Annotated in this window: 13 protein-coding genes; 10 read left to right on the top strand and 3 right to left on the bottom strand. The window is 43.9% G+C overall.

Annotated elements, in window-relative coordinates; translation table 11 throughout:
- Positions 1-191 precede the first annotated feature (191 nt).
- Positions 192-749 (top strand): DUF3750 domain-containing protein, encoded by a 558-nt coding sequence (locus AC3D28_RS03790; protein WP_488535592.1) that lies wholly within the window; start codon positions 192-194, stop codon positions 747-749.
- A gap of 60 nt (positions 750-809) precedes the next feature.
- Here the strand turns inward: AC3D28_RS03790 and AC3D28_RS03785 are convergent, their stop codons facing one another.
- Complete coding sequence (locus AC3D28_RS03785) at positions 810-2,381, bottom strand: sensor domain-containing diguanylate cyclase (protein WP_488535591.1); 1,572 nt, start codon at positions 2,379-2,381, stop codon at positions 810-812.
- 161 nt (positions 2,382-2,542) lie between these two features.
- On the opposite strand from AC3D28_RS03785, the gene AC3D28_RS03780 reads away from it, so the two are divergent.
- From AC3D28_RS03780 to AC3D28_RS03740, 9 genes are all read left to right on the top strand, one after another.
- On the top strand, positions 2,543-2,692 hold the full coding sequence (locus AC3D28_RS03780) for a hypothetical protein (protein WP_488535590.1): 150 nt from the start codon (positions 2,543-2,545) through the stop codon (positions 2,690-2,692).
- 236 nt (positions 2,693-2,928) lie between these two features.
- Complete coding sequence (locus AC3D28_RS03775; RefSeq protein WP_488535589.1) at positions 2,929-3,084, top strand: hypothetical protein; 156 nt, start codon at positions 2,929-2,931, stop codon at positions 3,082-3,084.
- 123 nt (positions 3,085-3,207) lie between these two features.
- Positions 3,208-4,143, top strand: coding sequence for a DMT family transporter (locus tag AC3D28_RS03770; protein WP_488535588.1), 936 nt, complete (start codon positions 3,208-3,210; stop codon positions 4,141-4,143).
- A gap of 401 nt (positions 4,144-4,544) precedes the next feature.
- Entirely contained in the window at positions 4,545-5,897 is a 1,353-nt protein-coding gene (gene gdhA / locus AC3D28_RS03765; RefSeq protein WP_488535587.1) for an NADP-specific glutamate dehydrogenase, read from the top strand.
- A 514-nt stretch (positions 5,898-6,411) separates the two neighbouring features.
- On the top strand, positions 6,412-7,632 hold the full coding sequence (locus AC3D28_RS03760) for a NupC/NupG family nucleoside CNT transporter (RefSeq protein ID WP_488535586.1): 1,221 nt from the start codon (positions 6,412-6,414) through the stop codon (positions 7,630-7,632).
- Positions 7,633-7,651: 19 nt separating this feature from the next.
- Positions 7,652-8,362 (top strand): purine-nucleoside phosphorylase, encoded by a 711-nt coding sequence (deoD, locus tag AC3D28_RS03755; RefSeq protein WP_488535585.1) that lies wholly within the window; start codon positions 7,652-7,654, stop codon positions 8,360-8,362.
- Positions 8,363-8,446: 84 nt separating this feature from the next.
- On the top strand, positions 8,447-9,799 hold the full coding sequence (locus AC3D28_RS03750; protein ID WP_488535584.1) for an amidohydrolase family protein: 1,353 nt from the start codon (positions 8,447-8,449) through the stop codon (positions 9,797-9,799).
- 96 nt (positions 9,800-9,895) lie between these two features.
- Positions 9,896-10,495 (top strand): Crp/Fnr family transcriptional regulator, encoded by a 600-nt coding sequence (locus AC3D28_RS03745; protein ID WP_488535583.1) that lies wholly within the window; start codon positions 9,896-9,898, stop codon positions 10,493-10,495.
- A 340-nt stretch (positions 10,496-10,835) separates the two neighbouring features.
- Positions 10,836-12,788: a methyl-accepting chemotaxis protein gene (locus AC3D28_RS03740; RefSeq protein WP_488535582.1), complete on the top strand. Its 1,953-nt coding sequence runs from the start codon at positions 10,836-10,838 to the stop codon at positions 12,786-12,788.
- A 91-nt stretch (positions 12,789-12,879) separates the two neighbouring features.
- On the opposite strand, the gene deoD (AC3D28_RS03735) is transcribed toward AC3D28_RS03740, so the two are convergent.
- Both deoD (AC3D28_RS03735) and AC3D28_RS03730 read right to left on the bottom strand, forming a co-directional pair.
- On the bottom strand, positions 12,880-13,584 hold the full coding sequence (gene deoD, locus AC3D28_RS03735; RefSeq protein WP_098415679.1) for a purine-nucleoside phosphorylase: 705 nt from the start codon (positions 13,582-13,584) through the stop codon (positions 12,880-12,882).
- Positions 13,585-13,834: 250 nt separating this feature from the next.
- Complete coding sequence (locus AC3D28_RS03730) at positions 13,835-14,770, bottom strand: carbamate kinase (RefSeq protein ID WP_488535581.1); 936 nt, start codon at positions 14,768-14,770, stop codon at positions 13,835-13,837.
- Positions 14,771-14,795: the final 25 nt, after the last annotated feature.

Genomic DNA, 14,795 nt, shown 5'->3' with positions numbered 1-14,795 from the left:
CGCGCACGCTCTTAATGCACGAATTCAGTTGTGAGAAAACTGACGACGGGGGATACACTTTATTAATAACTCCATTTATCCCGATATTACGTACAACACCGTATTGTAGTGCGAGCCTTTCACCTCTTCGTCATCGAGAGTTTGATATCTTATTGGTATCATTGGCAAGGTCGTTCATCTAGGAGCTTAAAATGAAACACACTCTCTCTTCTAATCATTTTATCAAGATAGGTTTGATATCGATCATCGCCTTATTGAGTGGCTGTACTCAAGGTGATTGGCGTACCGCAAGCCGAGAGCCTGCTGGTATCGCGCCAAATCCATCAGATGTAAAACAGGCTGTGATTGAGTTTTATGCTGCAGATGCATTTGGGTGGCGTGGTTGGTTTGCCGTACACACATGGTTCGCTATCAAACCTCAAAATGCGACTGAATATACCGTATATGAAGTGATCGGTTGGCGGGTAAATCGAGGACAACCAGCGTTATATCAATACCAGACAGGCACACCTGATCGTTACTGGTATGGCGCTAAACCAGAAAAAATCCTCTCGATACAAGGCGAAAAAGCTCAGCAACTTATCCCGCAAATAGAAAATGCAATAAGCCAATACCCTTGGGCGGAAGAGTACACACTATTTCCTGGCCCCAATAGCAATACCTTCCCTGCTTGGGTTGGCAAGCAAATCCCAGAGTTAGAACTTGACTTGCCGTTTCGAGCGATTGGCAGTGGTTACGCCAGCGAGTAAAAGCGAGATCATCAATACGTCAACAACATGGGTGTACAGTGCCACGTTAATCAATCGCATTTAATTTAAGTCAGGACTTAACTCGATTCTATTTCTTCCGTTATGTTTGGCTTTGTAAAGCGCATTATCAGCGTCTTTCATTACAGCAGCGATGGGGATATCATTCCCCTTCCAATGGGAGACTCCGATTGATACCGTCAATTTATCAACCACTTGAAAATCATAATGCTCTACTGTTTTTCGAATCCGCTCTGCGACGTCAACCGCGTGGTGAACGTCTGTATCCTCGAGGAACATCATAAACTCTTCCCCTCCTGAGCGGCACAGGTGGTCATTCGCTCTGGCTTGTTCTTTCATTAACTGAGCAAACTCTTTGAGTAGATGATCACCAACATCGTGTCCATAGTTATCATTAACACGCTTAAAGTGGTCAATATCTAGCGCTAAGAGTGAGAAGGCTTTGTTTTGTTGTCTAAATAACTCAAGTAGTTTTTCTAATCCACGTCGGTTTAACAACCCTGTCATCGCATCAGTAAGCGTATCTAACTGCAGTTTATCTATGGTTTTAGAGACGATACCAAACGCTTTAAGAAAACTGCTCTTCAAATTCGATGCTTCAAAATACCAAGCTTTGACCTTTTTAAGTTCATCGATTGATGAAGAGTGCTCTTCGACTCCTCTTACCGCCCCCGCTAACTGCCATAATGGTTTTGAGATGAGAACAGAAAAAAGCCAAATCAGCAAAAGAGTCAATAAACCGATAGGAATCGATTTGAAAAAGACGTTCCACATTTGCTCGTCTAGTACTGATAACGTAATAGATTTCGAACGTTGAGCAACGACTCCCCAACCTGATGCCTCAACCGTTGAATAGCCAGCAAGCATTTCTATATCATTTTCGTTAGTTATTGTTTTGTTGCCACTCTTCCCCATAACCACAGCGTTAATGGCCATATTATGGTCAATCACCTCGCCGATTCTAGATTTATCTGGGTGATAGATCAGCGTTTTATTCTCATCCACAACATAGAGATAGGAGCCATCTTTATAGGCATGCTGATTAAGCAACGTCCCTAGAATGTTGTTTTGTTCTAAGTAAATTGTACCGCCTACATAGCCGAGATACTGATTAGATTTCGAAAATATCGGGTACGATAACGTTAACAGATAATTCCCTGCTGGTGATATAAATGGCTCGGTGATAATCGGCGCTTGGGCGTTCAAAGACTGACGTTTTCTTTCCCCAGTCAATGTAACTCCTTTAACCTGAACCGTCTCCGGTGATACCGAAACAATCACTCCCTTAGCATTAACGATAACCACAGAATTAAACGATTTTGTTTGCGTCCTCAATCGCTCGGTTTCATCATCAATAAACTCAGTGTCATGCATCTTCCCATTCAACAGATTTGCGCTGTATTTTAGCTGGGACATTGAGCTTTCTATGAAAGAGTCTGTCATCTCTGACATCTTTTGTGCATAAACACGATTTGACTCTAACGTGTTATTGACTATCAGCTCTCGCTGTACAAGATAAATTGAATAAAATGCGTTGAGCAAAGTAACAAACACACTAAACACGCACAGTATTACAATCAGGTTTCTAAGGTTAATTTTTTTTCTAAAAGACATCTGCTAACTGCCAACGTTGATGACTACCCGTATGAATGAGTGTATAGGTTATATGAAATAGCTTTATTTTTCAGGTTGTAATTGCGAGTACTGTTAATACTCCGTTTAAACCGGATATTAAGTATGTTCCTATCTACACTGCATACCGATGTTCATTGGAGGTGCTTGATTCTTTGGAGAAAGAGCGTCAAGCTATACCTCATGAAGATGATACGGAATCACGCACCCAAACAATGTTTGAACGTCAGCACAACGCCACTCGTGATGACAACGTTCGTGACCGTATCAAGCCCGTGCTGCTTGCTTCTTAAAGATTATGCACCACCATGATTTATCATGCGCTGCCGATCTAACCAATCACTGCCTATCGTCATTTTAAAGACGATGAAAAGTTTGAACGCGCTAGCCCTAACACGCTGAATTGATGAGTTATCTTGCTACCATGCAGACCATGGTGCTGGTTGAACATCATTGCAACGTCATCTATCACTAAATTGTCGTACATATAAAAGATCAGTTTGACTCTTATTCATCCTCGTTAACCAGTATGAATAAGGTCTGCATCCTGGTGGTGTTGGCTAAATATGCCCAATCGGCTCTCTTTAACGTGGATATCCAGAAGCAACAAGCTTTATTAATGTCGATCATGCCATTAAACCGCTGGCTATTACCGCAAGGTGCTTGGTTGAAACAAAACGAATGATTGACAAACAGTGTAACGGTTCAACGTTGTAATCTCTCTGAACCGGAATAGTGAATAAAGTCTGCAAGCCAATGCAGCTAACATAGAGAAATGTTATAAAAATCATAATGTAAAGGAGTATATATGACAGATTCAAGGCTTAACGTTGATGTAAGTGCAAGCCTTACGATGGTTGTTGTCTGCTTTATTTGGGGAATGCAACAAACCGCCATAAAATCTATCGCGGATGATGTCGCCCCCGTACTGCAAATCGGATTTCGTTCTTTTTTGGGCGCTCTGCTGGTCTGGATAGTGATGACAGTTAAAAGAAACTCGCTTAAGCAATCCAAAGACTATGTTATCTCGGGAATCGTGGTTGGAACTCTTTTTGCTCTCGAATTTTTATTTGTTGCAGAAGGATTAAGATACACATCAGCATCGCATATGACGGTGTTTTTATACACCGCTCCCATTTTCGCCGCGGTGGGTCTTCAGCTGTTTAATAAAAACGAAACACTTGCCGGAATGCAATGGTTTGGTATCGCGCTTGCCTTTTCCGGTATTGCTGTGGCGTTTATATCAAGAGATGAGATGAATAGTCACGAGATGCAAGATATCTTGCGGGGAGATATCATGGGGCTTATCGCTGGCTCTCTATGGGGGGCGACGACGGTTGTTGTTCGCTGTACTCGTCTTGGTCTTGCTTCCGCTGAGCACACCTTATTCTTTCAACTGGGCGGAGCGGGATTATTGCTGTTAAGCTATGCAGCCGTGACTGATCAACTTACCTTCTCTCTGAATTATACTGTTTCTATCAATTTGTTTTTGCAGGTTATTTTTGTCAGCTTTGCTAGCTACTTAGCTTGGTTCAGTTTAATTAGAAAATACAAGGCATCACAACTGGGGGTTCTCTCGTTCATGACTCCTGTCATCGGCGTACTGGCCGGTATTATCATTCTTAACGAAAAGGCGCATGCGGGATTCGTTTGGGGGGCAATACTGATTTTAATCGGTGTGATGATCGTCAGCGTCTGGCCTTGGCTCTACTTAAAAATAAGGGCGAGACCGACCAACTCGTAACGGGTGTAGACTACAAAAAGGGCTCTCGCTCTGTTTTGTAGTCTGACTTCTGTTTCTTCCTGCCATTGTTGATGAACTCATTTTCAATTAGGCCGTCAAGCACCGTATCTTCAGCTTCACTTTAACAATACATTGCTCATTCTGAATGAACAAAACGAACCCGTTAACCAATAAACCAATAAACCAATAAACCAATAAACCAATAAACCAATAAACCAATAAACCAATCATTTCACGACTAAAACAAATATCTGTTATCAATCCACCATAATTCGACGCTTAGCGCTTCTCAACAAATCACTGGCTTGTTTTTATTGAGTCTCAGTGAAAATTGTCATTAAATAATGCCAGTTATATCAGTTAGATCAGTTAGATTTCTTAAACATATCAAGGAAAGACAAATGCCACATATACATGACACGATTGTCGCGTTGCAACACAGTAGCCCTGCGCAGAAGGAATTTTATCAAGCCGTAGAAGAGGTCTTAACTTCCCTCGCCCCATTGATTGAGAGTAATCGTCAATATCAAGAACAATCCATAATCCAAAGAATAATAGAGCCTGAAAGACAGATCATGTTTCGTGTTCCTTGGGTAGACGACGCTGGTAATGTTCAAGTCAACAAAGGGTACCGTGTCGAGTTCAGTTCAGCACTCGGTCCGTATAAAGGCGGTTTAAGATTTCACCCATCAGTGAATGCAAGTATTATTAAATTCCTTGGCTTTGAACAAATTTTTAAAAATGCGCTCACAGGCTTACCCATTGGTGGTGGTAAAGGTGGATCTAACTTCGACCCGAAAGGCAAATCTGATGGCGAAATTATGCGTTTCTGCCAGTCTTTCATGAATGAGTTATACCGTCACATCGGTCCTGTTACGGATGTTCCGGCTGGAGATATCGGTGTCGGCGCTCGTGAAATTGGTTACATGTTTGGTCAATATAAACGTTTGACCGGTCGCTACGAAGGCGTATTAACCGGAAAAAGCCTACTTTGGGGTGGCTCTCTCGCGAGAAAAGAAGCGACAGGATACGGCACCGTCTATTTTGCGAACTGTATACTAAAAGACCGTCAAGATTCATTAAAAGGTAAAAAATGCTTAGTGTCTGGTGCAGGTAACGTCGCCATCTACGCGATTGAAAAACTCTACCATATGGGCGCGACCCCGGTTTCTTGCAGTGATTCAAGAGGCACCGTTTACCATGAACAAGGCATCGACCTTGAGCTGCTAAAACACATCAAAGAAGTGAGACGTGCCAGCTTAGAAGAGTATTTGCACACTTACCCAGAAGCAGCTTATACACCCGCTGGTGATTACCCTAATGATGGTCATGCTGTTTGGCGCTATCGAGCGGATGCCGCGTTCCCATGTGCCACGCAAAACGAGTTAACGTTGGCCGATGCACAAGCCCTTATCGATAACGGATGCCAATTGGTTTGTGAAGGCGCTAATATGCCAAGTACTCAAGAGGCGGCCAATGCCATTGTCGATTCCAATATCGCTTATGGGCCAGCAAAAGCGGCAAACGCAGGCGGCGTAGCCACCAGTCAACTTGAAATGGCTCAGAATGCGAGTATGCAGAACTGGACTTTTGAGAAAGTCGATGCCCATTTGCAAGCCATCATGGAAAACATTTTTACTAGTGCAAATGAAACGAGTAAGGAGTTTGGTCAACCGGGTAACTTAGTGTTTGGTGCCAACATTGCTGGCTTTAGAAAAGTGGCCGATGCAATGATCGAACAAGGTATCGTTTAAATCAATCGCCACCTTCTAGGAAGGTGGCGTTATACGACCGAATACTGCGATTGATAAATATCTGAGCACTTGGTTTATACTCAACTAATTTCAATCTGCTTGGTTCCGCGAGAATTACTTTATTCAACGATCGAATCATCGGATGAGCTTAAATTAACACTCGTTAATAAAGTCTGAGACCTAAACCTTACCGTTATAAATTCGCCCCCTCCCCCCCAAAAAAAAACACATGCCTTCAGCATATTTCATCACCAAGCAAATGACCCATCATGTGTGCTTACGTATCTTTGACTTCTGAAAAATTCAAGAAAAACTCAAGCCAAAGACAACGCATTGAATCCGCCCCTTGAAGTTATTGATCATATACATTCAATTGCTTACAAACCTATCATCATCCAAACGTGATCCCTTTCAAAAAATGTAATAAAGCTGAATTAAGGGGAAAAATGTCCGCTCTTTTCGTTTGCGTTTATCAAATTATAGCGAGGAACAATAACGAAAATGGAACAACCCTATGTCTACAATAATGAGTTTAATCGGCATTGCCTCGCTGATACTGATAGGATATCTGTGCTCAGAAAACCGCACCAGTATCAACTTCCGTACTATCCTTCTCGCACTCTCTATGCAAATAGCGCTTGGCGCTTTTGTCATGTACGTCCCAATAGGGATGAGCATTATTGAGTCTCTGAGTCATGGTGTGAACGACATCATCGCTTTTTCAAACGCAGGCCTTAAGTTTGTCTTTGGTGACTTGGCTGACTTCAGAGTCGGCTTTATCTTCGTCATCAATGTCCTGTGTGTGGTGATCTTCGTTTCTGCACTGATTTCCGTCCTGTATTACTTAAAAATCATGCAACTTGTCATCAATACCATTGGTGGGGGGTTATCGAAGGTGTTGGGAACCAGCAAAGCGGAATCACTTTCAGCCACAGCCAATATTTTTGTTGGACCAATCGAAGCGCCTTCCATGGTTCGACCGTTAGTAAAAAACATGACTCGCTCAGAGCTATTCGCTGTCATGACCGGCGGTCTTGCCAGTGTGGCTGGTGGCACGATGGTTGGCTACATCAACTTAGGTATTGATCCTAAGTACATTCTTACTGCCTGTTTTATGACTGCACCAGCAGGTTTACTTTTTGCCAAGTTATTATGCCCTCAAACCGAACATGACCTCGTCAACAACCAAATTGACATCAACTCAGCCGATAAACCAAAAGGTTTGTTAGAAGCCATTTCGGATGGTTCGAGCATGGGGATGAATCAGGTCATCGTCGTTACCGCGCTGCTTATTTCCTTCGTCGCGTTAATCGCTCTGCTCAACGGCATCATCGGCGGTATCGGCTCAATGGTAGGAATCGACGCTCTCACACTAGAAACCATCATTGGTTACCTCCTCGCTCCATTGACCTTTTTGATGGGGGTCCCTTGGTCAGAGGCCATCACGGCAGGCTCGATCATTGGTCAAAAAATAGCGATCAACGAATTTGTTGCTTACATCAATTACTTAGACATTGCGCAGCAACTGTCAGAAAAAACACAAGCCATCGTCGTGTTTAGTTTGTGTGGCTTCGCCAATATTGGCTCTCTTGCGATGGTCGTTGGTGGTATTAGCGCCATGTGCCCTGATAAGCGCGATCTCATTTCGTCTATTGGGCCACGTGTACTGCTCGCTTCCATCTTGGCAAATCTTATGTCTGGCACCATCGCGGGCACACTTATCTCTCTCGGCTGATTTTAAATAAGGAACAACTATGTCTACTCCTCATATCAATGCAAACGCAAACGACTTTGCTGAAACGATTATCATGTCTGGCGACCCGCTAAGAGCCAAATACATTGCTGAGAATTTTCTAGACGACGTTCGTGAAGTGACCAATGTGCGTGGGATTCTCGGCTTTACTGGCACTTATCAGTCGAAACCCATCTCTGTGATGGGACATGGTATGGGCGGCCCATCCGCCTCGATCTATTTTCACGAACTGATGACTCACTATGGCGTCAAAAACTTTATCCGTGTCGGTAGCTGCGGTGCCATCTCGGATGATGTAGAACTGAAAGATTTAATCATTGCGCAAGGCGCGTCAACGGACTCAAAAATAAACCGCATCCGTTTCCGTGATCATGACTTGGCGGCATTAGCCAACTTTGAATTGCTGCAAGCCTGTTACCAAGTCATTCAGTCTAAATCGGTTAAGCACAAAGTCGGAAACGTCTTCTCGTCCGATTTATTTTATCGTCCAGATGAAGATTACTACCACCTGATGGAAAAATACGGAATATTGGGCGTCGAGATGGAAATCAACGCACTCTATGCGCTTGCCGCAGAACATAAATGCCGGGCTTTGGGCCTTTGTACCGTTACCGACCACATCACCCAGCAGCAGCATCTTAGCTCTGATGAGCGTCAAACCGGCCTCAACGATATGGTTGAAATCGCATTAGAGACTGCGCTTACGCTGTAAGCTCACTACAAGTTTCTCTATCACAAACCAGAGGCTACGGCGTCTCTGGTTTGAGTTTGACAACAACAATAACTTGGAATCACCATGAAACGTGCAATTCTCGGCTCCGTTTACCACACCCCTACACTCGGCTCGTTCGAACAATTAGAAAATGCTCTGATCGTTTTTGATAGCGAAACAGGATTGATTGAAAGCGTAACCAACCCTGATCACACGGATTACGCTGCTCAAATTCGTCATTTTAAAAACCTCGGAGGGCTTGAAACACTCAAGGCTGGTCAATATATCTTGCCAGGGATGATCGACCTGCATATTCACGCCCCTCAATGGCCACAAGCCGGCAAAGGATTAGACTTACCGCTTGATCAATGGTTACAAACGTATACCTTCCCACTCGAAAGTCGCTATCAAGATATTGAGTTCAGCAAAAGTATTTACCCAGGGCTGGTCAATACATATCTGTCTCACGGCACAACAACCGCGGTCTATTTCGCGACGGTTGATGTGAAATCATCGACTTACTTAGCACAAGAATGCTTAAGCCAAGGTCAAAGAGCCTTTGTGGGTAAAGTCGCGATGGATGAAAGCTCGATGTGCCCCGACTACTACATGGACGATGGCTATCAAGCCTCAATCGAATTGACAGAAACCTTCATCCAAAACGTACGTAACTTGGATGGAAATCATGGACTCGTCGAGCCTATCGTTACCCCACGCTTTGTACCGACTTGTACCAAAGAAGCGATGCGTGGCCTAGGTGAATTAGCGAAAAAGTACCATTGTGCGGTACAAACTCACGCGAGTGAAAGTGACTGGGCCAGAGACTTTAGCGAAGAGAAATATGGCAAAACAGACGTAGAACTCTATGAGGAAGCCGGATTACTAGGCCCAAGAACGTTATTAGCGCATTCAATCTTTTTAACTAAAAATGACTTGGATATTGTAAAACGTCATCACTCATCGCTTGCACACTGCCCTCTATCCAATACGTTTTTTGCCAACGCAGCGCTACCGTGTCGCGAACTATTAGATACCGATATCCAAGTCGGCCTTGGATCAGATATCGCGGCCTCTCCTTATCCATCACTGTTTCGCTCATGTTTCGATGCTGTTACGCATTCCAGAGCACGTGAAAATGGCGTTGATTACACCTTATCGAGCGACCAACGTGGCACCCCAAAAGCCAGAATTACACTGCTAGAAGCTTACTGGATGGCAACCGTTGGTGGAGCTAAGAGTCTAAAACTCAATGCAGGTACAATCCAAGCCGGTCAACTTTTTGATGCGATATGCATCGATACTACCCATGAAGAGCTCAACATCTTCCCTAGCCTTGATAGTACTCAAGATATTTTCGAAAAAATCATTGCCTATACGGATAGAAACCATATTATTAAAGTCTGGGTAAATGGCCGAGCTGTTAAGCAATTGAGTTAATAATGCCCAAATAACCTCAATACACAGGTTTGAGGTTATTTGAGAATATGCATGATGTCCCCTTTACCCATATTTTTAAGATTAGGGAGTGTCACATTGCAACATGTCGTCTCGGTGCTTGAATCATCTGGCGCTTACAAACACAATTATGATAAAAATGTGTATCTTTTAAAACAGTCGGTCGCGGTTCCGTCGTTGATCTTTTGTATTAACGCTAACCTAACTATTTCTTATATAAACAGTAACGGCAATGAATTTATTTTAAAGATTGAAGAGAATTACACCGGGTTTATTGGGGAAATGGAGTTTTTCCAGAAAGATAATCACGCCTTATTTAACGTTAAATCTAATCAGCCTGGCAGTTACTATAAACTCACCAAACCTCAAGTATTAAAAGTTTTATCATCAAACCAAGACGTTTTTTCCGATCTAATGGAATTAATGACTAAAAGATATAATACCAATGTCAAAAAACTGATAGAAAGGCTCACCCAACCAACAAGAACCAGTATAGAAAATCAAATTCTTCAAGCCCATAACCTCGCAGGTCAAGGTTATTTTGAATTGTCTTCAACCTTGAATTCAAAAAAATTAGGTATCACTCCTCGTACTTATCGACGAATTATTCATGATTTAATTAGTGAGGGAATATTAGAAAAATCAGGAAAACGCTACAAATTATTAATTGAACTATAAATTCATAAGGGATATAAACACGCCGCCGTAACAGTGCGGCAGTGAATACCTTCCCTTTATCGCTAAACTAAAACATAAACACCCCGTCCCCCACTCGCACACAACCAGCTTACCCCCCCAATAAACCCTAATAAATCATTGATTAGTAGAGCTTTTATACCAAACAGAAGCTTCTCATTAATGAAACCTCAGTTTGCACTCACGCCTTAGTGACGCTGCTCCACACTTCAGAATAAATGCCGTTATACCACCCGTTATCCTGTCGTAAGATACACAGGATTAATTAATTATAACAAAAACTAATATAACAATTTAAGCCGCTTGCGCGGGGAGAGCATATATGCTGAGTAATTTAAGATTAGGCTATAAAATATCCGCTGGATTTGCCTTGGTATTAGGGCTTTTAATTATTGTAGTGACAATGAGCATGATCGCATTTAAACGCGCCGATGATGGATTGGATGATTACCGTGCATTATCAATACAAGGTAACTTGCAAGGGCGAGTACAAACCCACCTGCTGCTGGCACGTATGAGTGTTAAGGACTACCTGATAGGTCATCAACAAGAAGACTTGACCAAATATCAAAAAGAGTTCAAGGCGCTACAACAATTGTTAGCCCAAGCACAACAAGCATTGGCTGGCACCGAACAAGAAAAGGAACTGCAAGATGTGGTTCGCTTGCTCAAAGATTACGACCAAGCCTTCGTTCAAGTGACGGATTTAATCCGTCAGATCTATGTGGTCAATGACGCAGAGCTAATGCGTGACGGTGAAGTCATGCGGGAGCGTATTGCAGAACTGCTAGAAACCACTCGGCTTAGCGGCCAAATGCCAGCTTACTATGTGGCACGCTCTATTCAGGAGCACATTCTCACCGGACGTTTGTTCTTAGTCAAATATTTGCAAAACAACCGTAACGAGGATTTTGCCATGGCGATGCAAGCGATGAATGCCTCGGTGGATAAAAAAGTCAAACAGCTCTCTTCACTATTAACTTCCGGTGCGCATCGTTCACTTTTTAACGAGTTTGTTACCGCGCACGATAACTACATCACCGAAATGCAAGACGCGCAGCGCTTAATTACTGAGCGTAACCAGCTCGTAGCCAATACATTAGACATCCTTGGTCCACGCATCGCTGATGAAGTTGAACAGGTTAAGTTGCTCATCATCGACGCAATGAACCTGCACGTCGCTAAATTAGAACAAAGCAATCATGATAGTTTGGCAATGATGCTGATGATCACTCTCGTGGCGCTAGGCAGTGGCATTGTTGTGGCGTATTTCATTATCCGCAATATCACCCAACCTATTTCTTTGGCAGTGCAAGCCGCAAACCGTTTGGCTGAGGGCGATCTGACGCACAGCGTAACGAGCACTCGGAGCGATGAAGCGGGTCAATTACTCACCGCGATCGGAAACAGCAGCGAACAGCTGAAAGCGATGATCATGACCATGGCTGGCGCCAGCGGTGAACTGTCGTCGGCTGCTGAAGAGCTAGCGGTCGTTACCGAGCAGACTTCCAAAGGCATTATTCAACAGGAATCTGAAACCGAAATGGTCGCCACAGCCATGAATGAAATGGCCTCAACCGTTCACGATGTTGCTGATAATGCACAAAAAGCATCACAAGCGGCCACGCAAGCCGACAAAGAGGCGGAGTCCGGGACAAAGGTGGTCGATCAGACGATCAATGCCATTCATACCTTATCAGCGCATGTAAACGACTCGGCTCTCAAACTCGGTGGGGTAGAAAAACAAGTACTGAATATCGGCACGATTCTAGATGTCATTCGAGGTATTGCCGAGCAAACTAACCTGCTAGCACTCAATGCCGCGATTGAAGCTGCACGTGCGGGAGAACAAGGACGCGGATTTGCAGTGGTTGCCGATGAAGTTCGCTCATTGGCGGGGCGCACTCAAGAGTCCACCGCAGAAATTCAGAACATCATTTCTCAACTACAAACAGGCACTCGCGAAACCGTGGCGGTAATGAGTGAAGGTAAAACACAAGCCGATTACTGTGTCGAACATGCTGGTGAAGCTAATAATGCCCTAGAGACGATTAACGGTGCCATCCGGGTCATCAGTGACATGAATATGCAAATCGCCAGTGCAGCTGAGCAACAAACCGCCGTTGCTGAAGACATCAACAAAAATTTGGTCAATGTCAAACAAATTGCAACTGAAAATGCAGCGGCTTCGGATGAAACCCGTGGTTCGAGTTTAGAAATTGCGCGATTGGCTGAGCAACTAAACCAAATGGTCGTACAGTTTAAAATCGCCTAGCTTTACTTTACGCACCGCCTACGACTTTTGTAGGCAGTGCGTAATGCTTGCGCCACGGGGCTTTGGGTAGCTTGTAGCGCAAGCGTTAGTTTTACTTGGTGGCCGTTTCGAGTGCGAGTATCATCATATTATCAAAAGATGTCTGTCTCTCTTCTGGGGTTAACTCTCCACCTTTTACCACGTGATCGGACACGGTCAGAATACTTAACGCTTTGACACGATTTTTCGCCGCAATAGAGAACAGAGCAGCAGACTCCATGTCTAATGCGAGGATGTTCATCGTTTTTAGCGCTGGCATTAGGTAATCAGGGTCTTCATAAAAGAAATCATTGGTAAAGATATTACCGACTCTCACATCGATAGACATCGACTCAGAAACATCCCAGCAATTTTTGAGCATAGAAAAGTCAGGTGCAGCCGCATAATCATATCCCGCAAATCTTGCTCGGTTCATCGCGTTTCCGGTGCTGGCGGCATTAGGCACAATGATGTCTCTTAGCGCGATATCTTCAGCAATCGCACCGCAGCTCCCCACACGAATCAACTGTTTGACCCCATACTCATTGATTAATTCGTTGGCGTAAATCGCCATTGATGGTGTCCCCATCCCAGAGGCTAAAACTGACACTGGTTTACCTTGGTACGTTCCCGTAAATCCAAGTACATTTCTTACGTCGCTCACTTGCTTAGCATCCGACAAGTAGTTTTCGGCAATAAACTTTGCTCTTAGCGGATCTCCTGGCATTAGAACCGTTTCAGCAAAAGCACCTTGTGGTGCATTAATATGAGGAGTCATGACTATCCCTTTTTTGTATATATCGGACCCATAATTCTACGTAATTGTAGATGAAAAAAAACGGACAAGTGTCCGCTCTGCTTAGGAAAGGTAACAAGCTCGATGTTAATATAACGACGCGAGAGGCGAGGTTTTTCATCAAGCCCGATATCTTGGAATATTTGGTATAGAAACATGGACAAACTGAACGCGTCGCATATAAAAACACCACCTCTCAGAGGTGGTGTTGCAGGTAATCATGATAGGAATATTAATAGTATTCCATACTCACTAAATTGGTAATCGTCGTGCCCGAACTGCCGGCAATGATTTCTGGTAATTCATCTAATGCGCCAATGGCGGCATTCCCCAAGCCTTTAGAGACAAATTGGCAAACTGCATCAATTTTTGGCGCCATTGACCCCGGTGGAAATGAATATTTGCTTAACTCTTGTGGGCTCGTCAATTTGATGGCTTTTTGATCAGGTTTACCATAATTAAGGTACACCGCACCATCTGTAAGAATAATGAACAAATCGGCTTCAGTTTGCTCTGCCAGTAGCTCTGCCGTTAAATCTTTATCAATAACACATTCGACACCCACCAGCGCCCCATCTTCTGCTTGGAATACCGGGATCCCCCCGCCGCCACAAGCAATGACGGTATTACCAGTTTCTAGCAAACGAGTAATTTGCGCCGATTCTACGATATCTTGAGGTTGAGGCGATGCCACAACGCGACGGTAATAGTCACCATCTTTCTTGTAGATCGCCGCTGGATTTTCAGCGCGCAATGCTTCGATTTCACCATCACGGTAGACCGGACCGACAAACTTAGTTGGGTCATCAAATGCGTTGTCATTAATATTCACGCATGTCTGAGAAAGCATCGTTGTAATACTTAGGTTATTGTCTGCGTTGAACAGCTCTTGCTGAAGCATATAACCAATCATTCCGCAGGTTTGGGCACCTAACACATCCAATGGATAGGCCGTTACTTCCGGCTTTTGCTGCTGATATTGGCTGTTTTGTTCCATCAGAAGTCCCACTTGTGGGCCATTCCCGTGAACAATCACCACTTGATGCTGCTTGGCCACTTCCGCAATTGCGGCGGCGGCTTTTTTAATATTGATACGCTGATTGGCGGCCGTCAATGGCTGACCTCGTTCTAATAATGCGTTGCCGCCTAATGCTAAAACAATTCTCATCGTTATTCCTCGATTAATAAGCCCC

This window comes from Vibrio sp. TAP-3B (assembly GCF_057784735.1).
Note: the sequence above shows the minus strand (reverse complement) of the source record. Positions and strands in the feature narration are given on the sequence as shown.

What these genes read in the sequence shown, in the direction of transcription:
- AC3D28_RS03790 (WP_488535592.1), top strand. Translation starts at nt 192, where the DNA reads ATGAAACACACTCTCTCTTCTAATCATTTTATCAAGATAGGTTTGATA.
- AC3D28_RS03785 (WP_488535591.1), bottom strand. Translation starts at nt 2,381, where the DNA reads ATGTCTTTTAGAAAAAAAATTAACCTTAGAAACCTGATTGTAATACTG.
- AC3D28_RS03775 (WP_488535589.1), top strand. Translation starts at nt 2,929, where the DNA reads ATGAATAAGGTCTGCATCCTGGTGGTGTTGGCTAAATATGCCCAATCG.
- AC3D28_RS03770 (WP_488535588.1), top strand. Translation starts at nt 3,208, where the DNA reads ATGACAGATTCAAGGCTTAACGTTGATGTAAGTGCAAGCCTTACGATG.
- gdhA (WP_488535587.1), top strand. Translation starts at nt 4,545, where the DNA reads ATGCCACATATACATGACACGATTGTCGCGTTGCAACACAGTAGCCCT.
- AC3D28_RS03760 (WP_488535586.1), top strand. Translation starts at nt 6,412, where the DNA reads ATGTCTACAATAATGAGTTTAATCGGCATTGCCTCGCTGATACTGATA.
- deoD (WP_488535585.1), top strand. Translation starts at nt 7,652, where the DNA reads ATGTCTACTCCTCATATCAATGCAAACGCAAACGACTTTGCTGAAACG.
- AC3D28_RS03750 (WP_488535584.1), top strand. Translation starts at nt 8,447, where the DNA reads ATGAAACGTGCAATTCTCGGCTCCGTTTACCACACCCCTACACTCGGC.
- AC3D28_RS03740 (WP_488535582.1), top strand. Translation starts at nt 10,836, where the DNA reads ATGCTGAGTAATTTAAGATTAGGCTATAAAATATCCGCTGGATTTGCC.
- deoD (WP_098415679.1), bottom strand. Translation starts at nt 13,584, where the DNA reads ATGACTCCTCATATTAATGCACCACAAGGTGCTTTTGCTGAAACGGTT.
- AC3D28_RS03730 (WP_488535581.1), bottom strand. Translation starts at nt 14,770, where the DNA reads ATGAGAATTGTTTTAGCATTAGGCGGCAACGCATTATTAGAACGAGGT.